Origin of the sequence: Streptomyces sp. NPDC050528, assembly GCF_044457795.1 — a bacterium.
In the GTDB taxonomy this organism is placed as follows: Bacteria; Actinomycetota; Actinomycetes; order Streptomycetales; family Streptomycetaceae; genus Streptomyces.
Window position 1 is genome coordinate 162,678 of the sequence record NZ_JBITHH010000019.1, and the last position, 17,104, is coordinate 179,781.

Sequence of the window (17,104 nt, forward strand, 5' to 3'; positions counted from 1 at the left end):
GCAAGAGCGTGACCGGCACCCGCAGGACCGTGGCAGTGCTGTTCCTGCTGCCCGCCCTGGTGCTGCTCGGCGCGCTCGTGGTCTACCCGATCGGGTACTCGCTGATCCGCAGCTTCGGCAACCAGGCCGGCGACGGTTTCGCCGGATTCGACAACTACAAGGCCCTGTTCACCGACGACGGCATCCGCATTGCCCTGAAGAACAACGTCATCTGGGTGATCTTCGCGCCGACGGTCGCCACCGCCCTCGGTCTGATCTTCGCGGTGCTGACCGAACGGGTGCGCTGGGGAACGGCGTTCAAGCTGGTCGTCTTCATGCCGATGGCGATCTCGATGCTGGCCGCCGGCATCATCTTCCGCCTCGTCTACGACCAGGACCCGCACAAGGGGGTCGCCAACGCGGTCTGGGTCGGCATCCACGACACGTTCGCCTCGTCGTCGGCGTTCCCCAACGCCCACCCGGGCCGCGAGTCGCCACTGAAGGCGGACAAGGGCGGCTTCATCACCAGTACGACCGTCCACACCGGCCAGACCGTCACGCTCCCGCTGGTCGGCGTCGCCCCCGACCAGATGCCCGACAGCGCGAAGAAGGCCGTGGCCGCGAAGGCCGAGCCGGGGAAGATCACCGGCACGACCTGGCAGGACTTCACCCGCGGCAAGGGCGTCGGCAAGCTCGGCGGGGTCGACCCGTCCGAACTCGGCTACGGCGGGATGAAGATCGAGGCGGTCAAGGACGGCAAGGTGGTCGCCTCGACCAAGGCCTCCGGAGACGGCACCTTCACGCTGCCCGCCAAGGCCGACGGGGCCCAACTCCGGCTCCCGGCAGGCAACTTCAAGCAGCCGTACAACGGAGTGGAGTGGCTGGGCCCGTCGTTGGTGACGCCGGCCATCATCGGGTCGTACGTGTGGATGTGGGCCGGGTTCGCGATGGTGCTCATCGCGGCCGGACTCGCGGGCGTGCCAAGGGAGTTGCTGGAGGCGGCGCGGGTCGACGGGGCCAACGAGTGGCAGGTGTTCCGGCGGGTCACGGTGCCGTTGCTGGCGCCGGTGCTCGCGGTCGTCGCCGTCACACTGATGATCAACGTGCTGAAGATCTTCGACCTGGTCTTCATCATCGCCCCGGGCTCCTCGCAGGACGACGCCAACGTGCTGGCCCTGGAGCTGTACCGGAAGGGCTTCTCGGAGGGCCAGCCGGGTGTCGCCAGCGCGATCTCGGTGTTCCTGCTGCTGCTGGTGATCCCGGTGATGCTCTTCAATGTGCGGCGGCTTCGGCGGGAGGTGCGGCGATGACCACGGATGCCGGAACTCTGGGAAAGACAGGGCCCGTTGAGGTCGTCAAGGCGCGGGAGTCGCTCGGCTCCCGGCTCGCGGCGGCGGCGAGCGGGGGCCTGGTCCGGGTGTTCCTGATCCTCGTCGGCCTGTTCTGGCTGGTGCCGACGCTCGGGCTGCTGCTGTCCTCGCTGCGCAGCCCGGAGGACATGAGCGCGAGCGGCTGGTGGAAGGTCTTCAGCCAGCCGTCCCAACTCACCTTCCACAGCTACAAGACGCTGCTGGAGAACAGCGACATCACCAACTCGCTGTGGAACACCGTCCTGATCACCGTCCCGGCGACGATCCTCGTCGTGGTGATCGGCGCACTCGCCGGCTACGCGTTCGCGTGGATGGAGTTCCCGGGCCGCGACTGGTGGTTCCTGGGCGTGGTCAGCCTGTTGGTCGTGCCGGTGCAGGTGGCGCTGATCCCGATCGCCGAACTCTTCGGAAAGATAGGCCTGTTCGGGACCATCTTCGGGGTGATCCTCTTCCATGTGGGATACGGGCTGCCGTTCGCGGTGTTCCTGCTGCGGAACTTCTTCGCGGAGATCCCGCGCGAACTCCTGGAGGCGGCCCGGCTGGACGGCGCGGGTGAACTCCGGCTGTTCGCACGGGTCGTGATGCCGCTGGGCGGGCCCGCGATCGCGAGCCTGGGCATCTTCCAGTTCCTGTGGGTGTGGAACGACATGCTGGTCGCGCTGGTGTTCACCAAGTCGAGCACCCAGCCGATCACGGTCGCACTCCAGACGCAGGTACGCCAGTTCGGCAACAACATCGACGTGCTGGCACCCGGCGCGTTCATCTCCATGGTGATCCCGCTGGCCGTGTTCTTCGCGTTCCAGCGGCAGTTCGTGTCCGGGGTGATGGCGGGCGCGGTCAAATAGCCGCAATTCAGGCGTACTTCACGAGGCGGGCCGTCACCGGCCCGCCTCTTCCCGTTCACCGAGGATCCCCCGTATGCCGTACGCGCCGTAACCAAGTCACTCCATCGGCCGTTCCCGGGCAGAACGCCCGCGCCGACCGACCCATGGATGTCCCTTGCCCAGGTTCAGTGTCATTGTCCCCGCGTACAAGGTGCAGGCGTACCTGCACGAATGCCTGGAATCGGTGCTCTCCCAGTCGTACCCCGATCTTGAGCTGATCGCGGTCGACGACTGCTCGCCGGACGCCTGCGGCGCGATCATCGACGAGTTCGCGGCCCGCGACGCCCGGGTGCGCGCGGTCCATCTCCCCGAGAACCAGGGCCTCGGCCGCGCCCGCAACGCCGGTCTGGAACAGGCGACCGGCGACTATCTCGTCTTCCTCGACAGCGACGACACGCTCACGCCGGACGCGCTGCGCGCGATCGCCGACCGCCTCAAGGAGACCGGCGAGCCCGATGTGCTGGTCTTCGACTACGCGCGCACCTTCTGGTCGGGCGAGGCCCAACGCAACAAGGTCGCCGTCCAGTTGACCGAACAGGGCCCGGCGCCCTTCCGCCTCGAGGACCGCCCCGGGCTCCTGCGGGTCATCATGGTGGCCTGGAACAAGGCGTACCGGCGGGAGTTCGTCGAGCGCGAGGGCTTCGCCTTCCCGCCCGGCTACTACGAGGACACCCCGTGGACCTACCCGGTCCTGATGACGGCGGAGACGATCGCGACCCTCGACCGGGTCTGCGTCCACTACCGCCAGCGCCGTCAGGGCAACATCCTCGGCACCACCAGCCGCAAGCACTTCGACGTCTTCGACCAGTACGACCGGGTCTTCGCGTTCGTCGACGCGCACCCCCAACTCGCCTCGTGGCGCCCGGTGTTGTTCCGCCGCATGGTCGACCACCTCGCGACGGTGTTCACCAAGCCCGACCGCCTCCCACGCGGCACCCGCGCCGAGTTCCTGCGCAAGGCCCGTGCCCACTACCGCCGTTACCGCATCCCCGGCACCCCGGTCCCGCTGCGCACCCGGATGCGCCACACGCTCGTCCACTTCGGCGTCCACCGCACGTTCCGGGCCGTGCAGAAGGCGATGAGCTGGCGCCGCAGCGCGGTCAAGCTCACCGCGAAGGCGCTGCGCACGCTCAGGGCGGCGGTCCTCCAGCTCCACTACCGTGTCCAACTCCGGCTCCCGCTGAGGGATCGCGCGGTGTTCGCCGCCTACTGGGGCCGCGGCCACAGCTGCAACCCGGGTGCGCTGGAGACGGCGTTCCGCACCCACGCCCCGCACATCCGCACCGCGTGGATCGCCCGCCCCGAGCACCACCACACGATCCCGGCCGCCACGCGCAGACTCCGCCCGAACACCGCGTCCTACTGGACGGCGCTGGCCCGCTCCAAGTACCTGGTGAACAACGTCAACTTCGACCGCCGGCTGGTCAAGCGCCCCGGCCAGGTCATGATCCAGACCCAACACGGCACCCCGCTCAAGCACATGGGCCTCGACCTCCAGGAACGCCCGGCCGCAGCACGGGACATGGACTTCGCCGAACTCCTCAAGGGCGTCGACAAGTGGGACCACGTTCTGTCCCCCAACCGCCACACCACCCTGACCTGGGAGCGCGTCTACCCCGGCAGCTACACCACGCTCGCCTACGGCTATCCCCGCAACGACGTGTTCCAGCAGGCGACTTCGGCCGACGTGCACCGGCTGCGCGAGTCCCTCGGCATCCCGCAGGACGCCATCGCCCTGCTCTACGCACCGACCCACCGCGACTACCGCCGCGTTCAGCGCGCCCACCTCGACCTGGACCGCGTCCTGCGCCGCCTCGGCCCGCGCTACGTCGTGCTGGCCCGCGCCCACTACTGGCACGAGGGCCCACTCGCCGCTTCCCCGTCCGGCCGGATCATCGACGTCACCGACCACCCCAGCGTCGAGTCGCTGTGCCTCGCCTCGGACGCGCTGGTCACCGATTACTCGTCCCTGATGTTCGACTACGCCAACCTCGACCGCCCGATCGTCATCCACGCCGACGACTGGGAGGCCTACGAGGCGGCCCGGGGCACCTATTTCGACCTGCGCGCCTTCCCGCCGGGCGCGGTCGCCCGCAGCGAGGACGAACTGATCGACATCTTCGCGACCGACCACTGGCGCGGCTCCCGCTCGACCCAACTGCGCACCGCGTTCCGCGAACGCTTCTGCCCCTACGACGACGGCCGCGCCGCCGAACGCGTCGTACGCCACGTGGTGTTGGGCGAAACGGACCTCCCGCCGGTCGTACCGCTCGCCGACCGCCACCCGGTCCCGTCGGCCGCCGCGAGCCTCACGCGCTCCCCGCTCGCCACCGTGCCGCAGCCCTCGTCGTCCCTGCCCGTCACCGACCGACTCTGAACGCCGTTCCCACACCGGGGAGTTCGCATGCCCTCAAGCCCCTCGCGCCCCACACCGACCCGCCCGACCACCTGGCGCCCGACCGGACGCCCCGGGGCCTGTCGCACGCACTGACACCGGACCCCTCCGGACCACTGGAGAAAGAACAGAATGCCCCGCTTCAGCATCATCGTCCCGTCCCACGGGGTCACCGGCCGGCTGTCCCTGGCCCTGGACTCGGTCCTCGCGCAGTCCTACGGCGACTTCGAGCTGATCCCGGTCTGCGACAGCCCCGGCTCCCCGGCCGCCGACGTCGCCGCCGACCACGCCGGGCAGGACTCCCGGGTGGCCCCGGTCAACTCCCCACCGTCCGCCGGGCTTGGCGGGGCCCGCAACACCGGGCTGCGGGCGGCGACCGGCTCCTACGTGCTGTTCCTGGACGGCGACGACACCCTCGCCCCGGGGGCGCTGGCGGCGCTGAACGCCCGGCTGACAACGACCGGTGACGTGGACGTCCTGTACTACGAGCACGAGCGCACCCCGTGGTGGGAGGGCGAGCCCACCAACCCGGCGGCCCCGCTGCTCGCGAAGACCCCGGCGGGCGGCTTCTCCCCCGCGCAGGCACCGCAGCTGACGGGCGTACAGCTCCCGGCGTGGAGCGCGGCCTACCGTCGCGCCTTCCTCACCGAGCACCAACTCACCTTTCCTGAGGGCCAGTTCACGGACCTCGGCTGGGGCGGCCTGGTGACGGTCGCCGCCGAGCGGGTCGCGGTCCTGCGCTCGGTGGTCGTACGGCATCTACTGCGGAGGCAGGGCAGCCGGCTCAACCTTCCCGGCGAGCATCACCATCAGCTTCTGGACCAGGTGGAGTTGGTGCTCGGCGCCGCGCAGGGTCTGACTCCCGAGCGGTCGCACGCTCTGTTCGAGCAGCTCTTCGCCGTGGTGCTGAAGACCGCCTCGCGACCCGAGCGGCTTCCCTCCGGACACCGCGCCTTCTTCCGCCGGGCCGGACGGCTCTACCGCAGTCACCGGCCCGCCAACTTCCGTGCGCCGGGCGGGAGTCTGGGGGTGCAGCACCGGCTGCTGGCGTCGGGGGCGTACACCGCTTTCAAGGCGCTGCGCGGCGCCAACCGGAAGGCATCGGGAGCGGCCGAGCGCGTCCCATGCCCCCGGATGCTGCGTACCCGGCTGCGCTACGCCCGTGACCTGCGCCGCTCCCTCGACCCCAACCTTGCTGTCTACTGCGCCTATTGGGGCCGGGGCTACGCCTGCAGCCCCGCCGCGATCGAGGCCAAGGCCCGCCAACTCGCCCCGCACATCCGCTCGGTGTTCCTTGTGGAGCCGGACGCGGTGGACGCCGTACCGAAGGATGTCGAGTACGCCGTCATCGGCAGCCGGAAGTACTGGGAGGTGCTGGCGCGGGCCAAGTACCTGGTGAACAACGCCAACTTCGCGGAGGGCGTCGTCAAGCGGCGCGGCAGTGTGCACGTCCAGACGCAGCACGGGACCCCGCTGAAGAAGATGGGCGTCGACCAGTCGACGTACCCGGTGGTGGCCGCGGCGACCGGCAGCTTCGCCAAGTTGCTGGGCCGGGTGGACCGTTGGGACTACAACATCTCCTCCAACCGGCACTCGACCCAGATGTGGGAGCGCGCCTTCCCGGGCTCGTACGAGGCGTTGGAGTACGGCTATCCGCGCAACGACGTCTACTACACGGCGACGGCGGATGAAGTGGCGCGTGTGCGGCGGGAGTTGGGCGTCCCTGAGGGCAAGACGGCCGTCCTGTACGCGCCCACCCACCGCGACTACCAGACCGGTTTCGACACCGGCCTCGACCTGGAGGCATTCTGCGCGGCGGCCGGCGAGGACGTGGTCGTGCTGCTGCGCGCCCACTACTTCTACGACCAGGGCCGGGCGAAGAGCAGCGGCCGGATCATCGACGTGACCGGGCACCGCTCCTCCGAGGACGTCTGCCTGGCCGCCGACGCGCTGGTCACGGACTACTCGTCGATCATGTTCGACTACGCCAACCTCGACCGGCCGATCGTCGTGTACGCCGACGACTGGGAGGTCTACCGGGAGACGCGGGGCGTCTACTTCGACCTCATGGAGGCGCCGCCCGGCCCGGTCGCGCGCACGCCCGAGGAGCTGGCGCAGGTCTTCCGTGACGGCTCGTACGCGGGGGCCGAGTCCACGGCCCTGCGGGCCGAATTCCGGTCCCGTTTCTGCGAGTTCGACGACGGGCTGGCCGCCGAGCGGGTCGTACGCCGGGTGTTCCTCGGCGAGCCGCCGGAGACCGTGCCGCCCGTGATCCCGCTCGCGGAGCGCGTCCCGGCCCCCGCCGCCACCCTCGTAAGGAGCTGAACCCGAAGTGCCCCGCTTCAGCGTCATCGTCCCCGTCTTCAAGGTGCAGGGCTTTCTGCGCGAGTGCCTCGACTCGGTTCTGGAGCAGTCCTACCGGGACATCGAGGTGATCGCCGTGAACGACTGCTCGCCGGACGGGTGCGGCGCGATCCTCGACGAGTACGCGGCCCGCGACCCGCGCGTCCAGGTGCTGCACCTGCCGGAGAACGTCGGCCTCGGCCGCGCCCGCAACGCCGGAATGCCCCTGGCCACCGGCGACTTCCTCTTCTTCCTCGACAGCGACGACACCCTCACGCCGGGCGCCCTGCGTGCGATGGCCGACCGGCTCGACGCGAGCGGCGACCCGGACGTCCTGGTCTTCGACTACGCGCGCACCTACTGGTGGGGCGGCACCCGGCGCAACGTCCTCGCGCACGTCCTGACGGAGGTCGACGACACCTTCACGGTCGCCGAACACCCGGAGATCCTCGACCTGTTGATGGTCGTGTGGAACAAGGTCTACCGCCGGGAGTTCGTCCACAAGCACGCCTTCGAGTTCCCGCCGGGCTACTACGAGGACACTCCCTGGACGTTCCCGGTCATGCTCAGCGCCGAGCGGATCGCCACCCTCGACCGGATCTGCCTCAACTACCGCCAGCGGCGGCAAGGCAACATCCTGTCCACCACCAGCCGCAAGCACTTCGACATCCACGACCAGTACGAGCGGGTCTTCGCGTTCGTCGACTCCCGCCCGGAGCTGGCGAGTTGGCTGCCGTACCTGCACCGGAAGATGGGCGAGCACTGTCTCGACATCCTCGGCAAGCCGGACCGCCTGCCGCCGTCCGACAAGGCCGAGTTCTTCCGTCGTACGGCCGAGTTGTTCGCCAAGCACAAGCCAGCGGGGGTGAGGGTGGACGCCGAAGTCCGTGCGCTTGAAGGCAGTTACGCGCTGTACCGGGTGCGGCGGCAGGCGGGGCGGGGCGGGCGGCAGCTGGAGCGCCGGGCGTTGCAGGTCCGTAAGGCGGCGGCCGAGCGGGTCAAGGGCGGTTGGGGCGCGTTGCACGCCCGCCGGTCGCTGGACCCCAACCTCGTTGTGTACTCGGCGTTTTCGCACCGCGGGGTGCTGGGTGATCCGGCCGCCGTCTACTACAAGGCGCGGGAGATCGCCCCGCACCTGCGGGGCGTGTGGGTCGTACAGGACACGGAACAGGCCGCGTTGGTGCCGCCGGATGTCGAGCACGTCCTCCTCAACACCCCGCGGTACCGCCAACTCACCGCACGGGCCAAGTACTTCGTCAACAACGTCAACTGGCCCGGCACCCTCACCAAGCGCCCCGGCAGCGTCCACATCCACACCCACCAGGGCACCCCGCTCAAGTACATGGCGGCCGACCTGCTGGACAAGCCCGGCGGCCGCTACGGCGTCGACGTCCCGCAGATGCTGCGCCGGGCCGACCGCTGGGACCACAGCCTGGTCGCCAACCGGCACTCGGAGCTGGTGTGGGAGCGGGCGTATCCGTGTCACTTCGCTTCGGCGCGGACCGGGAGTCCGCGCAATGACGTCCTGGTCGCTCCAACACCCGGAGCGGGGGCAGCAGTTCGGGAGCGGCTCGGCATCCCGGTCGGAAACACCGTCGTGCTGTACGCGCCGACCCGCCGGGAGTACGTCCGGGGCGGGCATGTCGACCGGCTGGATCTGGCCCGGTTCGCCGAGGATCTCGGACCGGAGCACACGCTCGTCGTACGGCTGCATCCGTCTCTCGCGACCGGTCCCGCGCGGGGGATGGGGCTCGCGGATCTGCATCGGCGTGGGGTGCTGATCGACGCGACCGATGAACTCGCCGTGGAGCATGTGATGGTGGCGTCCGATGCTCTGGTCACTGACTACTCGGCCCTGATGTTCGACTACGCCAATCTCGACCGGCCGATCGTGCTGCACGCCGATGACCGGGAGGCTTACGCGGCCAGCCGGGGAACGTATTTCGACGTCACCGCCGCGCCACCGGGTCATGTATCCGGTTCCTACCGGGAGTTGGCGTGGCTGTTCGCATCGGGTGCCTGGCGGGACGACGACTCGACGCGGCTGCGGGGTGAATTCCGGGCGCGGTACTGCGAGTTCGACGACGGGATGGCCGCCGAGAGGGTCGTACGGACGCTGCTTCTGGGGGAGGCCGACTGGCTTCCGCAGACCGGGGCCGGTGCGCGGGTCCCCTCTCCGGTCAGTGGTCACGACCAGTTGGCGTCCTCATGAGGCCGCGTACGTGGGTGTTGGTGCTGGCCGCGGTGTTCGCGGTGCTCCAACTCGCCAATGTCACCGGGCGGGCGACTCCCGACACGAAGAACTACCTGTCGTACGCGATGAGTCTGCGTGGTGCGAGCGAGCGGGAGTCGGCGGCTGTCGCCATCGACTACAGCTGTGCGAGCCAGGGGGCGAACGCGCGGCGCGAACAGAGCGTGAATCCGCTGAACTTCCATGGGAAGGACCCCGCCGCGCGGGTCGCGAAGAAGTGCCGGGACGCGGAGTGGCGGGGGGTGAACGCGCGGCTGCGGGCCGGGCAGACGGGTGGGTTCATCGCGCCGTTCACGTCGGAACGGTTCATGCGGATCTTCGAAGTGCGGCCCGGATACCCGGTGTTCCTGGTGCCGTTCGTGACGTTGCTCGGGCCGGTCTGGGGGATGTGGTCGGCGAGTGTCGTTCTCACGGTTCTGGGTGGGATTCTTGTTTTCCTGATCCTGCGCACCCTGTCCGTGTCGGTGCCGTTCGCGTTGACCGGGCAGGCGCTGTACTACGTGCTGCCGTGTGGGACGACCTCGATGCGGCCCATGACCGAGGGGCTGATGACTGCCCTGACGCTGGCTGCGGTGTGGGGGTGCGCGCTGGTGCTCAAGGGGCGGCGTACCCGGGCCGGACTCGCCCTGGTGGGTGGCTCGTTGGCGCTTCTCTTCACCGTCAAGCACTCGCAGTCCCTGTTCCTGGGGCTGTGTCTGGCCGGGGCGGGTGCGGTGGTCGTCGTAGGGCGGATGCGGCGTGGGCGGGCTCCGGGGCGGGGGTTGGTCGTGGTGGCCGCTTTGGGGGCAACTGCCGCGCTGGGTACGTTGGTTCTGGCGAGTGCGCTGCACTATCCGTCGCAGACCGACAGTCTTCAGGATCTACTCACCGATCACTATGCCCGGCCCGACCGCACGCGGCTGTGGCCCGAATTCCTGCACCTGGAAGCGAACTTCTGGGTGGAGTGGACTCGGCAGCAGTTGTGGCAGCCGATGCTCGTGGCTGCGCTGGGTGCGGGGGTGTGGGGGGCGGTGCGGCGGCCGGCGTTCGGGGTGTTTCTGATCGGGGCCGCGTTCACCGGGGTTCTTACGCAGGCCGCGCATCCCGATATCAGTGTGTGGGGTGGGCGGTTGATCGTGTTGGTGTGGCTACTGCCGGTGGTGGGGGTGCCGTTGTTGTTGGAGAGTGTCGTGCGGGGGAAGGTGGCTGGGGCCATGGCGGCGCCAACGCCGGTTCCTGGGCAGGGAGTTGGGCCTGGGCTTGGGGAGCACGCTCCGTCGGTGAGGTGACTTCCGGTACTGGGGCAGGTGACTTCCGGTACGACGAGATGGCCGGCGGCTTGTATGCCGCCGGCCATCTCTGTGCCGGGTCACGGGAGCGTCGTAGGGAGCAACGGGAGCGTCGTAGGGACTACTCGACGACGAGGTCGACCTCGATGTTGCCGCGGGTCGCGTTCGAGTAGGGGCAGACCTGGTGGGCGGTCTCGACCAGCTTGCGGCCGGTCGCCTCGTCCACGGTGTCGGGGAGCTCGATGCGCAGGGTCACCTTGAGGCCGAAGCCCTCGCCCTGCTTGCCGATGCCGACCTCGGCGGTCACGGCCGCGTCGGTGACGTCGACCTTCGCCTGGCGGCCGACGAGGCCGAGGGCGCTGCCGAAACAGGCGGCGTAACCGGCGGCGAAGAGCTGCTCAGGGTTGGTGCCCTGGCCGTTGCCGCCCATCTCTACCGGAATGCCGAGCTGAAGGTCGATCTTGCCGTCGTTGCTGACCGCGCGGCCGTCGCGGCCGTGGGTGGCGGTGGCTACGGCGGTGTAGATCGCGTCCATTGGAAACCATCCCTCTCGGAAGTCTTGGTGGGGGTGACCGGTCCGGGTGTCCGGGCCGCCTCACGACGACAAGTAGAGCACACAATTCAATTGCCCACAACTAAATCGTCTGCTCGCGCTATCCTGGGGGTATGACCACCACTCCCGCCGCCGCTCCCAGCACCGACTGGCTCCGCCTCGACCAGCAGATCTGCTTCTCCCTGAACGCCGCGTCGCGTGCCTTCGGCGGTGTCTACCGGGTGATCCTCAAGGATCTCGGGCTCACGTATCCGCAGTACCTGGTGATGCTGGTGCTGTGGGAGCACGGGGAGCTGCCCGTCAAGAAGCTCGGCGAGCACCTGCGGCTCGACTCCGGCACGCTGTCCCCGCTGCTCAAGCGGCTGGAGACGGCGGGTCTGGTACGGCGTGAGCGCAGCGTCCGTGACGAGCGGTCCGTGGAGGTGCGGCTCACGGATGAGGGGGTCGCGCTGCGCGAGCGGGCGGTCGAGGTGCCTCGGCGGATTCTTGGGGCGACCGGCTTTGACATCGATGAGATTCGGGCGCTGCGGGAGCGGCTTGATCAGCTCACGGGGGCGTTGGACTCGGCGACGCTGGACGAGGCATAGGCGCCAGCCGCATCGGCTGTGGGGGCATCCGGCGGATGTAGAGGGCCAGCTTCACTCGCCCTCCTACGTACTGCTGTCTTCGCGCGAACTCCCCGTCCACGACGTCCAGTTTGACCCGGTCGGTCGCGTCGCCGGGTACCCAGCGCGAGGGCAGCAGGTTCGACTGCGCGACGATCCAGACCCGGTCCACGCCTGCCAGCCGCGCCCGCAACTCCCCCGGCCCCACCTCACGCCCACTGAGCGTCCCCGACCTCGCGCCCGACTCCCCCAGCGCGAGATCCCGGGCCCCTACGAACGGCCTCGGATACGCCAGCGCCGTCACCCGCCAGAACGACGGCAGGAACAACACCGGGTCACCGGGGCGTAGTTCACGTCCGGCGAGGGTGGAGACCGCGGCGAGATTCTCGGGGCGGCGGGCCGCGTCACGGTCGTTCCGGTAGTCGGGGAGGCCGTGGAGGAAGGGGATGGTTACGGCTAGGGCGCCGGCGAGGGTGATGAGGTTGGCTCGGGCGAGAGATGGGCGGCTTGTGGCTGCCGTCGCGGTTCGGTTCCCGCCTCCAGCTGCGGCTTCGCCTCCGCCTCCGGCTCTCTCTCCGGCTCCGACTGCGGCTGCGGCTCGGACCTCGGCTCGGATCCCGGCTGCGGCTCCGTCTCGGGTTCCGACTGTGGCTGCGGCTCGGATTCCGCCTCCGGCTGCGGCTTCGCCTCCGCCTCCGGCTTTCTGTGCGGCTTCGTCTCGGGTTCCGAGTGTGGCTGCGGCTGTGGTCCTGTCTTCCGGTTCAGTTCTACGGTCGTTTCGCAGCCGGTGACTGGTCCCGCTCGGCGCGCCCACCAACTCGCGATGTCTCCCCGCCCTGGCTACGACCCGCTCGGCCTCCGCCCGCCGACCACTCGGCGCGCCCTGCCCCTCCAGCCACAGCCACCTCAGCGCCCCCACCAACCGGTCCGCCCCCGCCGCCACCAGCAGCGGTGCCCCGGCCAGCGCATACAGCACGTACCGCTCGTGGAACAAGGGCCGGAATTGAGACACCGTCAGCAGGAGTACCGGCGGTACCAGGAGCAACGGCAGGGCGACCGATGCGAGGCGGCCGGCGCCTAGGCCGAGCAGGATCAGGAGGAGGGAGGTCCAGAAGACGATGCCGGTCGGGGTGACGGCGAGGAAGTCGCGGGCGAGGCGTTCTGTCGTGTCCCAGTCCGGGATTCTCAGCCAGGCCACCTGGGCGGACTGGCGTTGGGAGATCCAGGCCAGGGGCAACAGGGTGCCCATCGCCACGCCCGTCGCACGGGCCCAGCCGAGCCATGTCGCCCTGGGGACCCGCGCCGCCGCCAGCGTCAGTGCGTGCGCGCAGAGCACCAGGACCGCGAACTCGTGCAGCAGAAAGGTCACGGCGAGGACTGCGCCGTACGGCCACCAGGGCCGGCCTTCCAGTGCCCGCACCAGGAGCAGCGTCGCCCCGGCCACACCGGCCGCGACGAGGGCGTAGGAGCGGCCCTCCTGGGCGTAGTGGCCGGTCAGTGGGGTGATCGCGTAGAGAAGGCCGGCCCAGAGGCCGACACGGGGGCGGGCCAGGCGGACGCCGAGGGCCGCGACGAGGCCCGCGGTCGCCGCCGCGCCGCAGACGGACGGCAGGCGGAGGGTCACCTCGCCGGGGTGGACGGTGAGGACGGCGTGCATGAGGAGGTAGTACAGGCCGTGCACCGCGTCGACGCCGTGCAGCAGGTGCCAGATCTGCGGCACCGTGCGCCTCCCGACCAGGAACGTGACGCCCTCGTCGCCCCACATACCGCCGCGATCGAGACCCCAGAGCCCCAGCGCGAGCATGACGGCCACCGGCACGACCACGGCCACGGTCCCCGTCCTGGTCCACCGGAATCGCCGCTTGTTCTCGTCCTCACCCTGGGTGTCCACCTGGCTGATTTTGTACTGTTAGCAAGCTCTTACCGACGATTGACGGTGTATTAGCATTCCTGCGGCATTCACCCGGCTTACGATCCGGCGTGATGAACGCCGTCCGCAAACACCGCTTCCTCGCCCTGACCCTCGCCTGGCTCGCCACCCGCGCGGGGATGCTGCTGCTCCTCGCGTACAACGGCCTCCCCCTGCTCGGCCACGGCGGGGTCGCCCGGGAGGTGTGGCGCCTGTACCGCCATTGGTACGGCGTCCTGTCTCACGGCGCGTTCCCGGCGCACGATCCGCTGTGGCAGTACCCGCCGGGCGCCGGTCCCGTCCTCCTGGCGCCCGCGCTGCTGCCGGACCTGACCTACTTCCAGGCGTTCGTCGTCCTCACCCTCGCGACCGACGCCGTGATCACCGTGGTCCTGGCCCGCGCGGGCACCCGCCCGGGCCACAGCCTGCGCGGCGCCGCGTACTGGATCGCCTGCCTCCCTCTCCTCCTGCACATGCCCCTCGTCCGCTACGACGTGCAGGTCACGGCGTTCGCCGTCATCTCCCTGTTGACGTTGTCGCGCTCCACGCGTGCGTGCGGCGCGTTCGCGGCACTGGGCGCGCTGGTGAAGGTGTGGCCGGCGCTGGTGCTGCTGGGGATGCCGAGGGGGCGGACGACGCGGTCGGTGTGGTCGTGGGCGGTGGGGACGGGGGTCTTGTCGCTCATGTCTCTCGTGGTCTTGTTCAACAATCCTTTTGCCTTCTTGCGTCAACAGGGCGGCCGGGGGGTCCAGATCGAGTCCCTCGGGGGTACCGCCCTCGGCCTGGCGACCCACGTCGGCTGGCCAGGCCAGGTGCACTACCGGTACGGCGCGATGGAGTTCACGGGGCGGTACGTCTCCGCCGTCGCCGATGTGTCCCTGGCGCTCACGGCGGTCGCCTTCGGGCTTCTGCTGCTGTGGCGGATCCGGGCCCGCCGCTGGACCGACGCGACGCCGTACGACGCCGCGTTGAGCGCCGTGCTGCTGTTCACCGTGACCAGCCGGGTGATCAGCCCCCAGTACATGATCTGGCTGCTCGGCCTCGCCGCCGTCTGCCTCACCTCGCGGCACACGACCCAGCGCGCGGTGGCCGCGCTGATCGTGGCGGCGAGCGCGGTCAGCTCCGTCGAGTTCCCCGTCCTGTACGTCGACGTCATCCACAGCACGTGGACGGGCTGCGCCCTGATGGTCGTACGCAATGGTCTGCTGGCCGCCGCGGCCGTCCTCTCGTTCGTCCGGCTGTGGCGGTCGTCGAGGCCGCTCCCGGCGACGACGCACACGCGCGTGCAGTCGCCCGGCCCCTACGGGGAGTCCCAGCAGTTGACCTCGGCGCACTCCGGCGCCTGATTGACTGAGGGCCGCGACGCGCGGGGGACGCAGCACCCGCGCGGGTCGAACGACATCCAGTGACGGAGGGGACGGCCGCACATGACCTGGCTGATCACCGGCGGCGCCGGCTACATCGGGGCGCACGTCGTAAGGGCGATGACCGAGGCGGGCGAACAGGCGGTCGTCTACGACGACCTGTCCACCGGCATCGCCGAGCGCGTGCCCGACGGCGTGCCCCTGGTGGTGGGTTCGACCCTGGACGCGGAACGGGTCGCCCGCACCCTCGCCGACCAGGACGTCACCGGAGTCGTCCACCTGGCGGCGAAGAAGCAGGTCGGCGAGTCGGTCGACCTGCCGTTGCACTACTACAGGGAGAACGTCGAGGGCCTGCGCGTCCTCCTGGAGGCGGTCACCACGGCCGGCGTCCCGTCGTTCGTCTTCTCGTCCTCGGCCGCCGTCTACGGCATGCCGGACGTGGAGCTGGTGACCGAGGAGACGCCCTGCGTCCCGATGTCTCCGTACGGCGAGACCAAGCTGGCGGGCGAGTGGCTGGTCCGCGCGACGGGCAGGGCGACGGGCCTGTCCACGGCCTCCCTGCGCTACTTCAACGTGGCCGGCGCCGGCGCCCCCGAACTCGCCGACACCGGCGTCTTCAACATCGTCCCCATGGTCTTCGAGAAGCTCACCGAGAACGCGCCCCCGCGCATCTTCGGCGACGACTACGCCACCCCGGACGGCACTTGCGTCCGCGACTACATCCACGTCGTCGACCTGGCCGAGGCCCACGTCGCCGCCGCCCGCGCCCTCCAGGCCTCCCCCGGCCGCGCCCTCACCCTCAACATCGGCCGCGGGGAAGGCGTTTCGGTCCGCGAGATGATCGACCGCATCAACGCGATCACCGGCTACGACCGCCCCCCGACCGTCCACCCCCGCCGCCCCGGCGACCCGGCCCGCGTCGTCGCCTCCGCCGACCGCATCACCACCGAACTGGGCTGGAAGGCCAAGCACGACGTCGACGACATGATCACGTCGGCTTGGGAGGGGTGGGTGCGGTTGCATCCGGGGGCGGCTCGGGCGTGATGAGTGCGATCCGATGAACTCCGGTCTGATGAACTCCGGCCCGGCGGGCAGCTGTTGATGAACTCCGGCCCGGCGGGCGGCCGTTGATGAACTCCGGCCCTGTGGGCGGCTGTTCCCGATCGGAGCGTGCCGTGGGCGCCGTCCTCGGCTCCGCCGTCGGCGACGCTCTCGGCGCGCCCTTCGAGTTCGGTCCCGAGGGCGCGCTCTCCGCCCGGTTTCCGGTGGCCGGTCACGGCGGCGAGATGTGCGGGGGCGGCGGCTGGGACCCGGGCGAGGCGACCGACGACACGCAGATGGCCGTACTCGTCGCGGAGTCGCTGTTGGAGTGCGGCGGGCTCCAACTCCCGGACATGTTCCGGCGGTTCCGGCAGTGGGCTGCGGCCGGCCCGAAGGACATCGGTCTGCAGACCGAGGCCGTACTGACCAGCGGCGACCCCTGGGACCTGGCCGCCGCCGTGCACTTCCAGACGAGCCAACGGGGCGCCGGGAACGGTGCGTTGATGCGCGCCGCCCCGTCGGCCGTCTTCTTCGCGCGCGTGGGACGCGACGCCACGATGGACGCCGCCCGCCGCATCGCCGCGCTGACCCACGGCGACCGCGCGGCCTGGGAAGGCACCGCCGTCTTCCACGAGTTGGTGCGCGTCACACTGGACGGCGGCGACCCGCTCGACGCCGTCGAGGAGACCCTGCGTTCCGTCCACGCCGACCACCAGGAGCGCTACGGCGTCGTCCTCGCCCCGGACTGGCATCCCGACCTGGCGACGGAGTTCAACGGCGCCGTCTGGCCCTGCCTCGCCTCCGCCGTCTGGGCCCTGCGGACCACGTCCTCCTACGAGGACGCCGTACGCGCCGCGATCGACCTCGGCGGCGACACGGACACCGTCGCCGCGGTGACGGGCGGACTCGCTGGTGCGGTGTACGGGAGTGCGGCGATCCCTGCGCGCTGGACCGAGGCTCTGCACGTACCGCTGCCGGGGTTCGGCGGGCGGGTGCTGCGGGCGGCCGAACTCGGGGAACTGGCGCGGCGGTTGGACGACTCGGACGGCCTGGGCGGCTTGGGCGACGGGGGCGGCTGACTCACCGGCCGGCCGAGCGGCGCTCGCATCGTCGCCGTCGGCCAGGGAGACGAGGGCCTGGGA

The 17,104-nt window shown here is 70.2% G+C and carries 12 protein-coding genes; 10 read left to right on the forward strand and 2 right to left on the reverse strand.

Features of this window, described 5'->3' with window-relative positions:
* Positions 1-8: 8 nt before the first annotated feature.
* The 6 genes from ACIBK4_RS45870 (at position 9) to ACIBK4_RS45895 (ending at position 10,490) form a co-directional block, all read left to right on the forward strand.
* Positions 9-1,289, forward strand: coding sequence for a carbohydrate ABC transporter permease (locus tag ACIBK4_RS45870; protein WP_399005316.1), 1,281 nt, complete (start codon positions 9-11; stop codon positions 1,287-1,289).
* The gene (locus ACIBK4_RS45875) at positions 1,286-2,194 is read left to right on the forward strand and encodes a carbohydrate ABC transporter permease (protein ID WP_399005319.1); all 909 of its coding nucleotides are present in this window, start codon (positions 1,286-1,288) and stop codon (positions 2,192-2,194) included. The genes ACIBK4_RS45870 and ACIBK4_RS45875 overlap by 4 nt, the downstream gene beginning before the upstream one ends.
* Before the next feature lie 154 nt (positions 2,195-2,348).
* Positions 2,349-4,610, forward strand: coding sequence for a CDP-glycerol glycerophosphotransferase family protein (locus ACIBK4_RS45880; protein WP_399005321.1), 2,262 nt, complete (start codon positions 2,349-2,351; stop codon positions 4,608-4,610).
* A 150-nt stretch (positions 4,611-4,760) separates the two neighbouring features.
* Positions 4,761-6,953: a CDP-glycerol glycerophosphotransferase family protein gene (locus tag ACIBK4_RS45885; protein ID WP_399005323.1), complete on the forward strand. Its 2,193-nt coding sequence runs from the start codon at positions 4,761-4,763 to the stop codon at positions 6,951-6,953.
* Positions 6,954-6,960: 7 nt separating this feature from the next.
* Entirely contained in the window at positions 6,961-9,183 is a 2,223-nt protein-coding gene (locus tag ACIBK4_RS45890) for a CDP-glycerol glycerophosphotransferase family protein (RefSeq protein WP_399005325.1), read from the forward strand.
* A complete protein-coding gene (locus ACIBK4_RS45895) occupies positions 9,180-10,490 on the forward strand; it encodes a hypothetical protein (RefSeq protein WP_399005327.1) in 1,311 nt (436 codons plus the stop codon). Before ACIBK4_RS45890 ends, ACIBK4_RS45895 begins: the two co-directional genes overlap by 4 nt.
* Positions 10,491-10,611: 121 nt before the next feature.
* On the opposite strand, the gene ACIBK4_RS45900 is transcribed toward ACIBK4_RS45895, so the two are convergent.
* Positions 10,612-11,025: an organic hydroperoxide resistance protein gene (locus ACIBK4_RS45900; RefSeq protein ID WP_033287195.1), complete on the reverse strand. Its 414-nt coding sequence runs from the start codon at positions 11,023-11,025 to the stop codon at positions 10,612-10,614.
* Between the two features lie 131 nt (positions 11,026-11,156).
* Between ACIBK4_RS45900 and ACIBK4_RS45905 the strand changes: the two genes are divergently transcribed.
* Positions 11,157-11,630, forward strand: a complete 474-nt coding sequence (locus tag ACIBK4_RS45905; RefSeq protein WP_399005329.1) for a MarR family winged helix-turn-helix transcriptional regulator — start codon at positions 11,157-11,159, stop codon at positions 11,628-11,630.
* Here ACIBK4_RS45905 and ACIBK4_RS45910 read toward each other — a convergent pair.
* Entirely contained in the window at positions 11,590-13,452 is a 1,863-nt protein-coding gene (locus tag ACIBK4_RS45910; protein ID WP_399005396.1) for a hypothetical protein, read from the reverse strand. The genes ACIBK4_RS45905 and ACIBK4_RS45910 overlap by 41 nt on opposite strands.
* Positions 13,453-13,631: 179 nt before the next feature.
* Here ACIBK4_RS45910 and ACIBK4_RS45915 point away from each other — a divergent pair, with 179 nt between their 5' ends.
* The 3 genes from ACIBK4_RS45915 to ACIBK4_RS45925 all read left to right on the forward strand — a co-directional run bounded on the left by ACIBK4_RS45915 (position 13,632) and on the right by ACIBK4_RS45925 (position 17,041).
* Positions 13,632-14,903: a glycosyltransferase 87 family protein gene (locus ACIBK4_RS45915; RefSeq protein ID WP_399005331.1), complete on the forward strand. Its 1,272-nt coding sequence runs from the start codon at positions 13,632-13,634 to the stop codon at positions 14,901-14,903.
* Between the two features lie 81 nt (positions 14,904-14,984).
* A complete protein-coding gene (galE, locus tag ACIBK4_RS45920; protein ID WP_399005333.1) occupies positions 14,985-15,965 on the forward strand; it encodes a UDP-glucose 4-epimerase GalE in 981 nt (326 codons plus the stop codon).
* Positions 15,966-16,051: 86 nt separating this feature from the next.
* On the forward strand, positions 16,052-17,041 hold the full coding sequence (locus tag ACIBK4_RS45925; protein ID WP_399005335.1) for an ADP-ribosylglycohydrolase family protein: 990 nt from the start codon (positions 16,052-16,054) through the stop codon (positions 17,039-17,041).
* Positions 17,042-17,104: the final 63 nt, after the last annotated feature.

Excerpts from the sequence above, each read along its gene's own strand:
- ACIBK4_RS45905 (WP_399005329.1), top strand. The coding sequence starts at position 11,157 with ATGACCACCACTCCCGCCGCCGCTCCCAGCACCGACTGGCTCCGCCTC.
- ACIBK4_RS45925 (WP_399005335.1), top strand. The coding sequence starts at position 16,052 with ATGAACTCCGGCCCTGTGGGCGGCTGTTCCCGATCGGAGCGTGCCGTG.
- ACIBK4_RS45900 (WP_033287195.1), bottom strand. The coding sequence starts at position 11,025 with ATGGACGCGATCTACACCGCCGTAGCCACCGCCACCCACGGCCGCGAC.
- ACIBK4_RS45895 (WP_399005327.1), top strand. The coding sequence starts at position 9,180 with ATGAGGCCGCGTACGTGGGTGTTGGTGCTGGCCGCGGTGTTCGCGGTG.
- ACIBK4_RS45875 (WP_399005319.1), top strand. The coding sequence starts at position 1,286 with ATGACCACGGATGCCGGAACTCTGGGAAAGACAGGGCCCGTTGAGGTC.
- ACIBK4_RS45885 (WP_399005323.1), top strand. The coding sequence starts at position 4,761 with ATGCCCCGCTTCAGCATCATCGTCCCGTCCCACGGGGTCACCGGCCGG.
- ACIBK4_RS45910 (WP_399005396.1), bottom strand. The coding sequence starts at position 13,452 with ATGCTCGCGCTGGGGCTCTGGGGTCTCGATCGCGGCGGTATGTGGGGC.
- ACIBK4_RS45915 (WP_399005331.1), top strand. The coding sequence starts at position 13,632 with ATGAACGCCGTCCGCAAACACCGCTTCCTCGCCCTGACCCTCGCCTGG.
- galE (WP_399005333.1), top strand. The coding sequence starts at position 14,985 with ATGACCTGGCTGATCACCGGCGGCGCCGGCTACATCGGGGCGCACGTC.